The following is a 15042-nucleotide window of genomic DNA, read 5'->3' on the forward strand; positions in this document are numbered from 1 at the left end:
CGCAACATCGCGCTGGCAATCGGTGTGCTGCTCTTCCTCCTCTTTACGCTGCACGCCCTGCCAGCCGCCTCGATCGTGCTGGTGCTCGCAGCAGCATGCCTGGCAACGATGCTGTTTGGCAGGCTCTGCGATAGCAGGATCGGCGGCCATACCGGCGATACGATCGGCGCCTGCCAGCAGATCACGGAGATCGTGACCCTTGTCGCCCTTGCCCTCGCGGCCTGACCGATTGATATAGAGCCCATGGAAACACCCTGCATCCACATCTGCCAACTTGAGCGAACCAACAGCCTCTGCATCGGCTGCGGCCGCACGCTGGAAGAAATCGGCGGCTGGGCAGGCTATAGCGACGAGATTCGCCGCGACATCATGCGGCGGCTGCCGCAAAGACTGAGCAATCTGCCAGAGACCGCCAGGGAGACACAGACCGCATGAACAGGCTGACCATCGTTCTCCTTCTGCTCGCCGTTGGCCTTGGGCTCCTTCTCATCAATCACGATGGTGGCCGAACGCTTGGCATCGACAATGACCGGTTCGCGCATGTTCTCTACCTTCTGCCGATTGCCGGCCTATTGTCAGCGGGCATTCTGGCCGGCAGGCGCGGCAGCCTCGGCACCGTCATCCGACAGCTCGCCGTCTGGCTGGTCATCATACTCGGGCTTGTTTCGGTCTATCTCTACCGCTTCGACCTGCAATCCTTCGGTGACCGGCTGCTCGGCGGTCTGATGCCAGGCCGCGCCGTAGTGGTGACGACACCAGGCGGCGAGCAGGAAATCGTGCTGCACAAATCGATGAGCGGCCATTTCGAGGCGAATGTGAATGTCGAGGGAAAATCGATCCACATGCTGGTCGATACCGGCGCGAGCTCCGTCGTGCTCGCCAATGACGACGCAACCGCTGTCGGCATCGATACGACGGGTCTGCGATATACCGTGCCGGTCATGACGGCAAACGGACGCACGGCCGCCGCTCCTGTGACACTCACGGAAATCGCCATCGGCCCAATCGTCAGGCGCAACATTCCAGCCCTTGTGGCGCAGGACGGTCAATTGGGCCAGAGCCTGCTCGGCATGAGCTTCCTGTCCACGCTCGGTTCGTTGCAGATGCAGACGGATGAATTGCGGTTGCGTGATCGCTAAGCGGCACCCTCCTCCGCCTCAAACCCGGCACATTAGCATCCACAGAATCAAATACCCGGTTTACGCAGCAATCGGGTTGTCCGTTTCGCGCAGGCAAATTGTTGCGAAACGTTGCCCCCTTGATTTTGCCCCGTCTGATAATCTAAGTTGAGATTGTTCTCAGGGCGGGGTGCAATTCCCCACCGGCGGTATCGGGATTTTCCCGGAGCCCGCGAGCGCTTCCGGTCTCCAAAGCCGGGAGGTCAGCAGATCCGGTGAGAGGCCGGAGCCGACGGTATAGTCCGGATGGAAGAGGACAAGGCATAAGACGTTCGCGCGTGCGCGGGCTTCGCATTGCATTGTTCGCCCAAGGGATATTTGGCGCTTTCCGAAGCGCGAAAATGCCGCAAAACGGCATAACCCTTGAAAGGCTTGAAAGAAAATGACCATTGCTAAGATTGAAGACGCAATCGACGCTATTTCCCGTGGCGAGATGGTGATTGTTGTCGATGATGAAGACCGCGAGAATGAGGGCGATATCATTGTCGCTTCAGACAGCATTACCCCGCAACAAGTCGCCTTCATGATGAACCATGCGCGTGGCCTGATCTGCGTCGCCATGCCGGGCGAACGTCTCGATGCACTCGATATTCCCTTGATGGTGTCGCGCAACACGGAATCGCTGAAGACGGCCTTCACCGTTTCGGTGGATTATATTCCCGGCACGACGACAGGTATCTCCGCAGCCGACCGCGCAAAGACCGTGCGAGCGCTCGTTTCGGAAGGCTCGCGCGCGGAAGATTTCGCACGCCCAGGCCACATCTTTCCGCTGCGCGCCAACCCGAAGGGCGTTCTCGGCCGTACCGGCCACACGGAAGCGGCCGTTGATCTTTGCCGTCTCGCCGGCAAATTCCCTTCCGGCACCATTTGCGAAATCGCCAATGACGATGGCACCATGGCCCGCCTGCCGCAGCTTGAAGTCTTTGCCGAACGCCATGGCCTGTTGATCGTGACGATAAAGGACCTCGTGTCCTATCTGGAAGTCGAGGTCTTTGAAGAAGTGGCGCAAAAGCAGGTTGCATAAGCGCGACCCTGCCCATTTTCCCCGATCAAAAAACGCCCGGTAAAACCGGGCGTCATCGTTTCCAGAGATATAGCCCGGATCAGTTGCGCAGCCGGTATCCGGTCTTGAACATCCAGCCCACAATCCCGAGGCATACTGCCAGAAACAGCGTGATCATCGCCAGGCTGATCACCGGGTTGACGTCGGCGATCTCATAAAAGCTCCAGCGGAAACCGCTGATCAGGTAAAGCACGGGGTTGAAGTGGCTGACCGTTTGCCAGAACGGCGGCAACATGTCGATCGAATAGAAGCTGCCGCCGAGAAAGGTCAGCGGCGGAACGACCAGCATGGGAATGAGGTTCAGCTGTTCGAAATTCGACGCCCAGATGCCGATGATGAAGCCGAACAGGCTGAAACTGACCGCCGTCAGCACGAAAAACAGGATCATCATGAACGGATGGGCGATGCTGATATCGACGAAGAACGAGGCTGTGATCAGGATGATCGTGCCGATCATCAGCCCCTTTGTCGCCGCCGCGCCGACATAACCGGCGAGTATTTCCGTCATTGCGACAGGTGCCGAGAGAATTTCATAGATCGTGCCGGTGAACTTCGGGAAATAGATGCCGAAGGAGCCGTTGCCGATACATTGCGTCAGAAGCGTCAGCATGATGAGGCCGGGCGTTATGAACGCGCCATAGGAAACGCCGCCAACCTCCTGAATCCGCGACCCGATCGCGGTTCCGAAGACGATGAAATAGAGGGAGGTCGAAATGACTGGCGACACCACGCTTTGCAACAGCGTGCGGCGCGTACGCGCCATTTCGAACAGATAGATGGACTTGACGGCTTCGAAATTCATTTCTGGCCTCCGACCAGCGAAACAAAAATATCCTCAAGCGAGCTTTGCCGCGTCGAGATATCCTTGAAATGGATGTTGGCAGCGAACAGGGCACCGAGGACATCGGCGATGCGTCCCTGCTCGCCATTGTCCTCGATTTCGTACGTGATCGTTGTGCCATCTCCTGAAAGCATGAGGCCAAACGGCGCGAGGCTCTCCGGCAAGGCATCGATCGGCTGCGAAAGCTCGAGGAAAAGCTGTTTTCGCCCCAGCTTTTTCATCAGCGCCGCCTTTTCCTCCACAAGCAGCAGTTCGCCGCCATTGATGACACCCACACGATCGGCGATTTCTTCCGCCTCCTCAATGTAATGCGTCGTCAAAATGATGGTGACGCCTCTGGCGCGCAGCTCCGAAACGACATTCCACATGTCGCGGCGCAACGCCACGTCAACGCCAGCGGTGGGTTCGTCGAGGAAGAGAACCTTGGGCTCATGGGCAAGCGCCTTGGCAATCAACACCCGTCGCTTCATGCCGCCGGAAAGCTCGCGCAGCATGTTGTCTTTCTTGTTCCAGAGGGACAGGGATTTGAGGATACGCTCGATGAGTTCCGGGTTCTTCTTCTGCCCATGCAGACCGCGCGAGAAGCTGACAGTATTCCACACCGTCTCGAACTGGTCCGTGGTAAGCTCCTGCGGCACGAGGCCGATCAGCGCGCGGGTCTGGCGGAAGTCCTTCACCACATCATGCCCGCCGACCATGACGGAGCCTTCGCCGGGATTGACGAGACCGCAGACAATCGAAATCAGCGTCGTCTTGCCAGCCCCGTTCGGGCCGAGAAGCGCCAGGATTTCACCCTCCCGGATATCCAGACTGACGCCCTTCAGCGCCTGAAAGCCATTGGCGTAGGATTTTGTCAGATTCCGGATGGAGACAATGGCATTCATGGCGAACTCTTTCGAAAAACCGAGCAAGATGAACGCCATATAGGCCGCAGAAGTTGCAAAAGCCAGCCCGATGGGCTGAACACAGCGTTCGGCCCAGGCGAAAAATCAGCCGAAGACGCTATAGAAAAACTGCGCGGCGACAACAACCAGAAACAGCCCGAAGGCGCGCTCCAGCTGCTTCTTGCTGAGCGCATGCGCCAGCCTGGCACCATAGGGCGCAACGAGCAGCGTGATCGGGATCAGCAGGATGACGGCGATCCAGTTGATGAAGCCGGTCGAGAATGGCGGCAGGCCCGCGTCCCCCCATCCCGCCCAGATATAACCGGCAAGACCCGGTAACGAAATCAGCACGCCGACGCCGGATGACGTTGCGACAGCCTGATGGATGCTCCGTCCGTAAAGCGTCATGAAGGTGTTGTTCATCACGCCGCCGCCCACGCCCATCAGGCCGGAGAAGAGGCCGATACCGGTGCCCACCAGAAAGCGCCCCGGGTTGCGCGGCAGGTCGGAGCCGAGATGCCAGCTCGCCCGGTTGAAAATCATACGGAAGGCGAGCAGGAGGGCGATAAACGCAAATATCAGCCGCAGCGCCACGCTGGAGGCATAAGCGGCAACCACGGATGCGAGGATGGTGCCAAGCGGCACGGCGATGATCCAGCCCTTCAGAAGGTCGATATCAACGGCGCCTTTCTGTCGATGGGTCAGAAAAGAACGGATGGACGTCGGAACGATGATGGCGAGCGATGTTCCAAGCGAAAGATGCATGCGCACCGCCTCGGGCACATCCAATAATCCGAAGACATGGTAGAACACCGGCACCAGAACCGCGCCACCACCGATGCCGAACAACCCGGCCAGAAGACCGGCGACAACACCCGCTGCCGCAAGCGCCGCTGCAAACACGATAATCTCAGAAACAGGGGGCATGGAATGGCTCCGGAAGGCCGTTGTCGCAACGGGTGCCACTCTTAGCGCATCAGGAACGGGCAGCAAGCCGCTTCGCCGCCGCGCGGTACGCTGCGCGTGTCTTTCGCCGCTAATCCTCGCGCTCTCGGACGATTGGTCTCACATCCGACGCCTGACGGTTGCGAGCGCCGAGCCGAACGCCTTCGCGAAGCTCTCACGATCGTCGGGATTGAGGAAGGAGCCGATATCGGTTGCCCTGCCCTCACCGGTCACGTGCATCGAAACGATACCGATTTCATCATGTCGCCTGACCCGGAAGCGGGCCCAGAAGGGATTGAAGCGGTGCTCCACCATGCGTCCGGCGGGAGAGAACTTGCGAATGGAGAGGCTGGTCCGCGAGACACTGACTTCCTCGCGCGCCTTTGCGGCCCGGTAGTTCGCGCGAAAAGCCACGTAAAGCAGCAGGAAATCGAACCCGAAGAAGAGGCCGATGGGCCAGGCCCCCGTCGCGAAAAAAAAGCCGCCATAGACAAGGCAGGCGAGCCCGGAAAAGAGGAGCAGCAGGCGAAAACCCCTTCGGCCAAGCGAACGGTGCGGAACGAGTTCCGCCGCGAAAATCGGCTGGTCGTTGAGCGTATCCACGTTGCGTTCCTCTGGGCGGGCTGGATATAGATAGTCCATGACAATCGCCAAGACACGATCCAGCACCCAAACATTGAAAAAGTCAAATCCGTCGCCGCGGCGCAAGCCCGCGCTGGTGAAGACAGCCTATTCGAAGGATGAGCTGACGGAAATCTTCCGCCGCTTCTCCATTCAACGGCCCGAACCGAAGGGCGAACTGGAACACACCAATCCCTTCACCCTGCTGGTCGCCGTTGCGCTCTCCGCCCAGGCGACCGATGTCGGCGTAAACCGTGCCACACGCGCGCTGTTCCAGGTGGCAGACACGCCGGAAAAAATGCTGGCGCTGGGCGAGGAACAACTGATCGGTTACATCAAGACCATCGGCCTTTATCGCAACAAGGCAAAAAACGTCATTGCGCTGTCGCAGATGCTGATCGACAATTTTGGCGGCGACGTGCCGAAAACCCGCGACGAACTGGTGACGCTGCCGGGCGTTGGCCGCAAGACCGCCAACGTGGTCCTGTCCATGGCCTTCGGCATACCCACGCTTGCGGTCGATACCCACGTCTTCCGGATCGCAAACCGGCTCTGTCTTGCGCCGGGCAAAACCCCTGACGAGGTCGAAGACCGGCTCATCCGCATCATCCCCGAGCAGTATCTCTTCCACGCCCATCACTGGCTGATCCTGCATGGGCGCTATTGTTGCAAGGCGCGCAAGCCGGAATGCGAACGCTGCGTAATTGCCGACATCTGCAAATCGCCGGAAAAGACATTTGATATTCCAGCGCCTCTCGTGGAATTACCCGCGCAGCTGTTCGGTGCGGCCAGCGGCGAATAAAGGATCTCGGCGGCTGGCAGCCTTATGCAGATGCACCATCATTGAGGCGGCAAAAAGCGGCGTCAGCAGGTTGAGAAACGGGACAGCGAGAAAAGCAGCGATCACCAGTCCCGCCATGAACACGGTGGCGCGATGCTTCACCCGGAACAGCCGCGCCTCCGCGGGTGAGCGAAACCGCATCGCCGCGAATTCGAAAAATTCCCGGCCGAGCAGATAACCGTTCACCAGAAAAAACGCGATCAGGTTGATGCCCGGTACAAGCAAGAGGAAAAGCGCGATCAGGTTGCCGGCGATCACAACGCCGAAAAACTTGACCGACGACACCACCGCCTCGCCCATTGGCATCGCGGTGCCCGGGGGATCGTTGGGATAGCTCCTTTTCTCCACAACTTCGGCAACGTCATCGAGAAACAGACCGGCAATGACGGCGGTGACCGGCGAGATGAGCAGAGCCAGCGCCAATGCGAGGCCTATGCCTGCAAATATGGCGAAAACGAATGTCAGCCAGCCCGCCCAATCCGGCACGCCGGGTATGAGCGTGTCGATCCACGGAAGGGCGAAGTAGATAAAGATCGAACGGATCGCAAACCACAGGGCCGCAAGCACGAGAAGCGTCAGCCCCAGCACCTTCCAGAACACGGACCGCGTCTCTGCGGCAAAGAGATTTTGGAAGGCAAGCCGCGCCGCATCAAAAATCATCAGAAACTCCTCGATACGCCCACGGTTTGGTATCTCTTTCACATCGGAGATAGGAGGTGACTGCAAACCCTGCAAGACAGTCGTTACAACGACTTTTGCGGATTTAAACCGGCGATGGAATTTCCCTTGAATAAAAGATATCCCTAAAATATAATAAACCATCTATTAAAATTCGCACTGGGGAATTCGACGGAGGAGAAGCCAGGACAAGCAGTCGCTACCCCAAAGCGCGGTTAGCACGCCCGTCTGCGCGCACAAGCATCATCGTTCAATAAAGATACAAGAATGAGGCGTTGGTGGAAAAGCTGCTGTTGAACCTTACGCGCGCGATGAAGGCCGGTACGCCCTCAGAACGTAAGATTGCCAAATATCTGATTGAACATCTCGACGAATTGCCCTTCGAGACGGCGCAGACGCTTGCTGCTAAACTTGGCCTCAGCCCGATGACGGTCGGCCGGTTTCTACGGTCGCTGGGATACCGGCAATTCAGCGATATCCGCGCCGATTTACGCCACGCTGAAGAAGCAGCCATCGCGGACAGGCCCTTCCCGACCGACGCCGGCGACCGTCACGCCAACCCATTTTCACAGCTATTGTCCCAACAGATTCAGGCCATCCAGACGTCCTTCGACATGACGACGCAGTCGATCTGGCATATTGCCATGACTGAAATTGCCGAAGCCACGGATGTTTTTCTCGCAACATCACCCGAAGGTCTGGAGGCCGGGCGGCATTTCTACGGCAGGCTGCTGGAAAGCCGGGGCCACACGCATTACCTCGGCACCGACAGCGCGACCTATGTCGCGCTCTGGGATTTCGACCCCGCCAGGACGCTGCTCGTGATCACGGATTGCGGCGGCAACCTCGCGCCGCTGCAACGCCTGGCGGCAATGGCGCGCAAGAGCGGTTACAGGACATTGCTGATCACCACCCGTTTCTATGAGTGGGGCCCGGAAAGCGTCGATCTCTGTCTTGCCATGCCGCAGACGCAGAATGGCAGTCAGGGCCTGCTGCAACTCGTCTCGCTGCTGGAATTCACGCTCTGCGCGCTTGGCGCCGGTGCCGATGACGCCGGCAGGGCGCGGACAAAAAACGTTGCCGCTCTGAAACGCTCGCTCCGCGGCTGATTGCGATTTGCCGGCAGCCAGGATCGAGCGGCACCCAACCGGCCTACTGTTTCAATAAAAAAATCACAGGCTCTCCAGTTCCTGGCGATGTCGATACATGGCGAGAAAACGCTGGTAGTCCCGCTCGTAAGCGGGAGCGAGCGCAGGATTGCCCGAAATCTCTTCATGGCCCGGATACATGGCGGCGCCGGCATGCGCGAGGCTTTGATGCACGCCGCCGGCTGTCGCAGCCGTCATGGCTGTGCCCAGAAGCACAGCGTCGGCGGTGGCGGGAACGACGATCCGCTTGCCCGTCACGTCGGCATAAAGCTCCATCAACAGCGGGTTTTTCACATGCCCGCCAGTAACATGGAGCGTTTCCACGGCATAGCCGAAACACTGCATGGCATCGAGCACATGGCGGGCCCCAAGCGCAATCGCCACGGCGGTACGCCAGTAGAGGCGGCAAAGGCTGTCGAAAGACGTATCGAGAGTGAGGCCGCTGATCACGCCCACCGCATGCGGGTCAGCATGAGGCGAACGGTTGCCGTGGAAATCCGGCAACACATGCAGACGCTCGGCGAAGGATGCTCCCTCAATCGCGCGCAATTCAGTGACGCGTGCGACGATCCGGGCGTGCAGAGCCGTATCTGGCTCACCACCCGCTGCATGCATGCGCACGATGTGATCGAGCAGCGCCCCCGTCGCCGACTGTCCGCCCTCCACCAGCCAGTGGCCGGGCAGCACCGCCTGCCAGTAGGGTCCCCAGAGACTATGGCCCGGCATCGGCTGCTCGGACATGGCAACGAGACAGCTCGACGTTCCCGCGATCAACGCCACATGTTTCCCGACGTCGTCGGAAAGGCATCCGCCAAGCGCCCCGAGAGCGCCGGCATAGGCATCGATCATGCCCGCCGCCACCTGGCAGCCGGTATCGAGACCGAGTTCCCCGGCAGCCTGGGCCGAGAGCGGACCGATGGATCCGCCGGGCATGACGGTCGTTTCGGGCAGCCCTGCCCGCGCCTTCAAATCTTCCAATCCGGCGATAGCCAGGTAGTCCGCCTGCCAGCCCGGATTTTCCTGCGCCAGAAAATTCCACTTCGCGGTCTGCGTGCAGTTTGATCGCCGCGCTGAGCCGGTGGCCTTCCATGTCAGGAAATCCGCAAGATCAAAGGCGAAAGACATGCGTGCCCAGCTTTCCGGCAGATGGTTCTTCAGCCACATCAGCTTTGGCATCTGCATCTCCGGCGAGACGCTGTTACCGGCAAAATCCAGCACCCGGTGACCTGAACCCGTCAGGCGGTCCGCCTCCTTTATCGCGCGGTGATCGAGCCAGACGATCGTATCGAACCGGTCTTCACCGGTAACGGAAACGGAGACAGGTTCCCCCTCGTGATCGCGAATGACGAGTGAACAGGTGGCGTCAAAGCCGATCGCACCGATGCTCTGCGGCAGAATGCCGGCGTCGGCGAGTGCGGCTTTCACCGCGGTGCAGACTGCATTCCAGATATCACCGGAATCGTGTTCGGCGTGATTTTCACGCGGCCGCTGCATGATGATGGGATGCGTGGCCCGCGCAAGCAGCCGGCCGCTTGCATCAAAAATCCCGGCACGGGCGCTCGCCGTACCGACATCGACAGCGACGAGATTTTGACGCATCAAGATTGCAATTCCATCCCTTGCGCGATGATCCGACGGCGGCAGACGACCTGACTGAAATCAGCCTCTATCACGTTCCATCCGCCTGCCAAGACCGCCCCTCCCCACGTAGCTGTCCACAAGTTGGACCAAATCCGGCATCGCGTCAAACACGGCATCGGCTCCGAGCCCGGCGATCTTTTCGCGGAATGCGGGAAAGCGGGCGTGCGAGCCGCCGGTAAAGGCAAAAACCCCCATGCCGGCAGCCTTTGCGGCGGCTATCCCAGCCGGACTGTCTTCGATGACGATGCAGTGATGAGGATCGGCCTGCATTGCCTGGGCCGCATGTAGGAAGAGATCGGGGGCCGGCTTGCCGTTCTTCACCATGGTGGCGCTGAAGACGTAAGGCTCGAACTTCTCGATGAGCCCTGTCAGCCCGAGGGAATAACGGATTCGCTCGGGCTGACTGGACGATGCAACGCAACGTCTGATCGCGGTGAGGCTGTCCAGTGTTTCGGCAACGCCGTCGATGGGCTGCAACTCGTTCATGAAGCGCTCGAACAATGTCGCGCGCATGTGCTCGAGAAAATCGATGTCCGTCTCGACACCATAGTCTTCGAACAACGTCCTTGTCATGCTTGCGACGCTGCGGCCAAGAAAGCGCTCGTAGGCCTCCTCCTCCCCCATTGTCACACCGAGATGGGAAAGCATATCCAGAAGAACGGAAATGGAGACCGGCTCGCTGTCGACGAGAACGCCGTCACAATCGAAAATCAACAGTGGCTCAGTCTCGCCTTCCATTATCCAGTCACTCTTCAGCCAGCTTGTCATCCAGATAAAGCTTAAGGGTTTTTACCGTGCCCTCTTGCCACAGCGTTTTCAGCGCGTGGGCGAAGCGTTTACGGAAAAGCGCCGATTCGGCAACAGCGCCAAAGATGTCATCAAGCGCGAGGAATGCCATCGGGTCATCCTTGGCCTTGATGGCCGCGGCCTGCAGTCGTTCGGCACTGGCATCGTTGAACACGATCTCCTTACCGCTATCGGACGTGCCGTGAAAATAGCGGCACCACAGTGCCGAAACCAAAGAAAGACCGACAATATCCTCTCCGCGCTGAAGACGATCTGCGGTCGAGGGAAGGATGAATTTCGGCTGGCGGTTGGAACCGTCCTGCGCCAGACGCGGAATGGTGTCGCCAATCTTGGGATTGAGAAAGCGCCGCTCGATCAGCGCGAAATACTCATTGAGGTCCGTATCCGGCACCGGCGGAATGACCGGGATGATCTCTTCCTTTTCGAGCTTCGCCAGAAATGCGCGGGTCAGCGGATGCTCCATCGCTTCATGGACGAAATGAATGTCGAGCAGCGCCGCAGGATAGGCGATTGCCGCATGGCCGCCATTCAGAATGCGGATTTTCATGTGCTCATAGGGCGCGACATCGGACACGAACTGCACGCCCGCCTTCTCGAGAGCCGGGCGGCCAGCCGGGAAGTTGTCCTCCATCACCCATTGCTTGAACTCTTCACAGAAGACCGGCCAGTTGTCGTCGATGTTGAAGTCGTCGCGGGCGATGTTGCGTTCGCGATCACCGGTAGCGGGCGTGATGCGGTCGACCATGGAATTCGGGAAAGCGACGTTCTCACCGATCCAGTTGGCGAAGGCCGGATCGGACAGCGCCGCCAGCCCGACCACAGCATTTTTGGTCACCTTGCCATTGTGGGGGATGTTATCGCAGGACATGACGGTAAAGGGCTGCACACCCTTCTCCCGCCGCGCCTTCAGACCGGCGACGATGAGGCCAAACACGGTTTTCGGCGACGTCGGGTTCCTGCCGTCTTCGGCTATGGCAGGGTGCTGCGGGTTAAAGGAGCCGGAGGCATCGATGAAATAGCCACCTTCGGTAATCGTCATCGAAACGATACGGATCTTCGGATCGGCAAGCGTATCGACGATAGCACCGGTGTCGCCGACCGGCAGAATGTCGATCATCGGCCCGGTTACGCGCGCGCCGGTGCGGTTATTGTCCTGCTCGACAACGGTCGTCAGGAAATCCTGTGCGGCAAGTTTTTCGCGCATGACGGCATCGGACGGCAGGACGCCTGCGCCGATGATGGCGAAGTCATGGTCCGTGCCGGTGTTGAACAGGTCGTCGAGGTAAACCGCCTGATGCGCGCGGTGGAAATTGCCAACGCCGAAATGCACGATGCCGGCAGAAAGATCGTCCCGGCTGTAGGACGGAACCGCCGCCGTCTTCTTTGCTTCGTCAAGCGTTGCGAGTGAAAGTTTGCATGTCATGTCATGATCCTCGAAGGGAAACGGTGGTCTTGCCAATCGCCCTGTCGCGGGCATTCGGACTGTCTGCAAACGGCCGCCACCGAATGGCGAGCCGCTGCGTCGTTAGGGCCAGCCCCGCCTAGATTGCTTTGCCCTTGTCATCGAATCTGTGGATTTTGGTATCGTCGGGCGTGATGAAGACAGTGTCGCCGTGCTTGCAGGCAAATTCGCCGTCCGCGCGGGCGGTAATCGGGCCGATGCCTGGGACATCGATATGCAGAAAAGTGTCGGAGCCGAGATGTTCGGCGACCGTGACCTTGCCCTGCCACAGCCCGCTTTCCTTGGACAGGAGCAGATGTTCCGGCCGCACCCCGGCGGTGGTGGCGCCTTTGCCGCGGGCATAGTCTCCGGTGATGAGATTCATACGCGGCGAGCCGATGAAGCCGGCGACGAAGAGGTTGGCAGGCGAACGGTAAAGCTCCATCGGGGAGCCGACCTGCTCGATGTTGCCACGGTTCAGGACGACGATCTTGTCGGCCATGGTCATGGCCTCCACCTGGTCGTGGGTGACGTAGATCATCGTCGTCTTCAGCGTGTTGTGCAGCTCGGAGATTTCCAGCCGCATGGTGCCGCGCAGCGCCGCATCGAGGTTGGAAAGCGGCTCATCAAACAGGAAGGCAGAAGGTTCACGCACAATGGCGCGGCCAATCGCCACGCGCTGGCGCTGGCCACCCGAGAGCTGCGAAGGCCGGCGTTCGAGATAATCGGTGAGGTTCAGCACGCGGGCCGCATCCTCCACCTTCTTGTCAATGACCGCCTTGTCGAGCTTGGCCATCTTCAGCGGAAAGGCGATGTTGTTTCTCACACTCATATGCGGATAAAGCGCATAGGACTGGAACACCATGGCAAGACCGCGCTCGGCGGGCGCGCGCTCGGTCACATCCTTGCCGTCGATGACGATCTTGCCGCCGGAGACGTCTTCGAGCCCGGCGATCAGGCGCAGAAGCGTGGACTTGCCGCAACCCGACGGGCCGACAAAGACGACGAATTCGCCATCGTGGATATCGAGATCGATCGACGGGATGACTTTTGCCTCACCGAAGACCTTGGACACGTTCTGAAGGGAAATGCTGCCCATGTTTGTCGTTCCTTATTTCACGGCGCCGAAGGTCAGGCCGCGCACGAGTTGCTTCTGCGAGAACCAGCCAATGACGAGAATGGGGGCGATCGCCATCATCGAGGCGGCCGAGAGTTTTGCCCAGAACAGCCCCTGCGGCGAGGAGAAGGAGGCAATGAAGGCCGTCAGCGGCGCTGCATTGGTGGTCGTCAGCCGGATGGTCCAGAAGGATTCGTTCCAGGCAAGAATGACGTTGAGGAGCAGCGTCGAGGCAATGCCGGGCACCGCCATTGGCGTCAGCACATGCACGATCTCGTTCCACAACGACGCGCCATCCATGCGCGCGGCTTCCAGGATTTCGCCCGGGATTTCCCGGAAATAGGTGTAGAGCATCCAGATGACGATCGGCAGGTTGATGAAGGTGAGCATGATGGTGAGCCCGATGCGGGTATCGAGCAGGCCGGCATTGCGGAAGATCAGGTAGATCGGCACCAGCACGGCGACCGCCGGCATCATCTTGGTGGAAAGCATCCACATCAAGATGTCCTTGGTGCGCTTGGTCGGCGAAAACGCCATGGCCCAGGCGGCGGGAATGGCGATGATCAGCGCGATGATCGTCGAGCCGAGCGACAGCACGACCGAGTTCATGAAGGGCTTGAAGTAATCGCGCTGGGTCTGGACCGTCACGTAATTCTCAAGCGTGCCCGAGGGAATGAGGCTGAAGCCGGCGATCGCCTCCGGCTCGGTTTTGATCGAGGTGAGAAAGGCGTAGAGGATCGGAAAGAACAGCAGGAGCGCGACGATCCAAGCAGCGATGGAGAAGCCGATCTTTGCGCGAGTGGTTGTCTTGCGTGCCATGATCGGTCTCCTTAACGGTCGAGGTTCTTGCCGACCGCGCGCATCAGGAAGATGGCGACGATATTGGCGAGGATGACGGCGATGATACCGCCTGCCGAAGCCCCGCCGACGTCATAACCCAGAAGCGCGGTGCGATAGATGAGGAAGGCGAGGTTGGTGGACGCATAACCCGGGCCGCCATTGGTTGTGACGAGGATTTCCGCGTAGACGCCGAGCAGGAAGATCGTCTGGATGAGGATGACGACGGTGATGGCGCGAGAAAGATGCGGCAGCGTCAGATAGATGAAGCGGTTGACGAAGTTGGCGCCATCCATCTCGGCGGCTTCCTTCTGCTCGCCATCGAGTGATTGCAGCGCGGTGAGCAGGATCAGGGTCGCAAAGGGCAGCCATTGCCAGGCGACGATAATGATGATCGAAAACAGCGGGTACTGCGCGAACCAGTCGACCGGCTGAAAACCGAAGAACCGCGAAAGATCGGCGAGCACGCCGTAACCGGGATGCATGATCATGTTCTTCCACACCAGTGCTGCGACCGGCGGCATGACGAAAAACGGCGAGATGATCATGATGCGCACGATGCCCTGGCCGAAAATGTCATTGTCGAGCAGCAGCGCAATCGCAATACCGCCGATGACGGTGATCAGAAGCACGCCGCCGACGATCAGAAGCGTATTCCAGATGGACTGGAAGAAGGCCGGATCGGTGTAGAAATACTGGTAATTGAACAGGCCCGCAAAGCTGACATTGGCCGGGTTCAGAAGATTGTAATTCTGAAACGAGAACCATAGGGTCATCGCCAGGGGCACGATCATCCAGACCAGAAGCAGCAGCACCGAAGGCGCCATCATCAGCCGGGCCAGCCCGCTCGTGTTTCGCGTCGCCATATGCATCCCTCCATCAGTGGCCAAAGGGCCGGGCATTGTTCGCGCTGCCAAAAGGCGGCCAGGGGCAGCGCCCAAGGGTGGGAAAGGGTCGAAAAAGGCGCGCAACACCCTGTTTCAGCGGATGTTGCGCAGCG

At 59.4% G+C, this 15042-nt stretch carries 17 protein-coding genes and 1 riboswitch; of the genes, 6 read left to right on the forward strand and 11 right to left on the reverse strand.

Annotated elements, in window-relative coordinates; translation table 11 throughout:
- The 4 genes from ACUTJJ_RS04490 to ribB all read left to right on the forward strand — a co-directional run.
- On the forward strand, positions 1–225 hold a 225-nt coding region (locus ACUTJJ_RS04490), incomplete at its 5' end, for an adenosylcobinamide-GDP ribazoletransferase (protein WP_445541435.1).
- Between the two features lie 18 nt (positions 226–243).
- Positions 244–435 (forward strand): DUF1289 domain-containing protein, encoded by a 192-nt coding sequence (locus ACUTJJ_RS04495; protein ID WP_445541436.1) that lies wholly within the window; start codon positions 244–246, stop codon positions 433–435.
- Complete coding sequence (locus ACUTJJ_RS04500) at positions 432–1139, forward strand: TIGR02281 family clan AA aspartic protease (protein ID WP_209087722.1); 708 nt, start codon at positions 432–434, stop codon at positions 1137–1139. The genes ACUTJJ_RS04495 and ACUTJJ_RS04500 overlap by 4 nt, the downstream gene beginning before the upstream one ends.
- Before the next feature lie 151 nt (positions 1140–1290).
- Positions 1291–1440: riboswitch (FMN riboswitch) on the forward strand.
- A gap of 120 nt (positions 1441–1560) precedes the next feature.
- Positions 1561–2202: a 3,4-dihydroxy-2-butanone-4-phosphate synthase gene (ribB, locus tag ACUTJJ_RS04505; RefSeq protein ID WP_445541437.1), complete on the forward strand. Its 642-nt coding sequence runs from the start codon at positions 1561–1563 to the stop codon at positions 2200–2202.
- Positions 2203–2281: 79 nt separating this feature from the next.
- Here the strand turns inward: ribB and ACUTJJ_RS04510 are convergent, their stop codons facing one another.
- The 4 genes from ACUTJJ_RS04510 to ACUTJJ_RS04525 all read right to left on the reverse strand — a co-directional run bounded on the left by ACUTJJ_RS04510 (position 2282) and on the right by ACUTJJ_RS04525 (position 5553).
- A complete protein-coding gene (locus tag ACUTJJ_RS04510) occupies positions 2282–3043 on the reverse strand; it encodes an ABC transporter permease (RefSeq protein WP_063948640.1) in 762 nt (253 codons plus the stop codon).
- Positions 3040–3966, reverse strand: a complete 927-nt coding sequence (locus ACUTJJ_RS04515; protein ID WP_445541466.1) for an ABC transporter ATP-binding protein — start codon at positions 3964–3966, stop codon at positions 3040–3042. Before ACUTJJ_RS04515 ends, ACUTJJ_RS04510 begins: the two co-directional genes overlap by 4 nt.
- A gap of 105 nt (positions 3967–4071) precedes the next feature.
- Positions 4072–4893, reverse strand: coding sequence for a sulfite exporter TauE/SafE family protein (locus tag ACUTJJ_RS04520; RefSeq protein ID WP_063948638.1), 822 nt, complete (start codon positions 4891–4893; stop codon positions 4072–4074).
- A 138-nt stretch (positions 4894–5031) separates the two neighbouring features.
- Positions 5032–5553, reverse strand: coding sequence for a DUF2244 domain-containing protein (locus tag ACUTJJ_RS04525; RefSeq protein WP_063948636.1), 522 nt, complete (start codon positions 5551–5553; stop codon positions 5032–5034).
- Here ACUTJJ_RS04525 and nth point away from each other — a divergent pair.
- Positions 5552–6334 (forward strand): endonuclease III, encoded by a 783-nt coding sequence (nth, locus tag ACUTJJ_RS04530; RefSeq protein WP_445541438.1) that lies wholly within the window; start codon positions 5552–5554, stop codon positions 6332–6334. The genes ACUTJJ_RS04525 and nth overlap by 2 nt on opposite strands.
- On the opposite strand, the gene ACUTJJ_RS04535 is transcribed toward nth, so the two are convergent.
- Positions 6296–7033: a sulfate transporter family protein gene (locus ACUTJJ_RS04535; protein ID WP_445541439.1), complete on the reverse strand. Its 738-nt coding sequence runs from the start codon at positions 7031–7033 to the stop codon at positions 6296–6298. The genes nth and ACUTJJ_RS04535 overlap by 39 nt on opposite strands.
- A gap of 293 nt (positions 7034–7326) precedes the next feature.
- On the opposite strand from ACUTJJ_RS04535, the gene ACUTJJ_RS04540 reads away from it, so the two are divergent.
- Complete coding sequence (locus tag ACUTJJ_RS04540) at positions 7327–8160, forward strand: MurR/RpiR family transcriptional regulator (protein WP_144573928.1); 834 nt, start codon at positions 7327–7329, stop codon at positions 8158–8160.
- Between the two features lie 63 nt (positions 8161–8223).
- Here the strand turns inward: ACUTJJ_RS04540 and ACUTJJ_RS04545 are convergent, their stop codons facing one another.
- The 6 genes from ACUTJJ_RS04545 to ACUTJJ_RS04570 form a co-directional block, all read right to left on the reverse strand.
- Positions 8224–9798 (reverse strand): FGGY-family carbohydrate kinase, encoded by a 1575-nt coding sequence (locus ACUTJJ_RS04545; RefSeq protein ID WP_445541467.1) that lies wholly within the window; start codon positions 9796–9798, stop codon positions 8224–8226.
- Between the two features lie 60 nt (positions 9799–9858).
- Positions 9859–10578, reverse strand: a complete 720-nt coding sequence (locus ACUTJJ_RS04550) for an HAD family hydrolase (RefSeq protein ID WP_445541440.1) — start codon at positions 10576–10578, stop codon at positions 9859–9861.
- A gap of 7 nt (positions 10579–10585) precedes the next feature.
- Positions 10586–12070, reverse strand: coding sequence for a mannitol dehydrogenase family protein (locus tag ACUTJJ_RS04555; protein ID WP_445541441.1), 1485 nt, complete (start codon positions 12068–12070; stop codon positions 10586–10588).
- Positions 12071–12188: 118 nt separating this feature from the next.
- Positions 12189–13187: an ABC transporter ATP-binding protein gene (locus ACUTJJ_RS04560; protein WP_063948622.1), complete on the reverse strand. Its 999-nt coding sequence runs from the start codon at positions 13185–13187 to the stop codon at positions 12189–12191.
- Positions 13188–13199: 12 nt separating this feature from the next.
- Positions 13200–14024 (reverse strand): carbohydrate ABC transporter permease, encoded by an 825-nt coding sequence (locus tag ACUTJJ_RS04565; protein ID WP_004445255.1) that lies wholly within the window; start codon positions 14022–14024, stop codon positions 13200–13202.
- 11 nt (positions 14025–14035) lie between these two features.
- Positions 14036–14908: a carbohydrate ABC transporter permease gene (locus ACUTJJ_RS04570; RefSeq protein ID WP_063948620.1), complete on the reverse strand. Its 873-nt coding sequence runs from the start codon at positions 14906–14908 to the stop codon at positions 14036–14038.
- Positions 14909–15042: the final 134 nt, after the last annotated feature.

The sequence above is a fragment of the Agrobacterium sp. DKPNP3 genome (genome assembly GCF_052686535.1).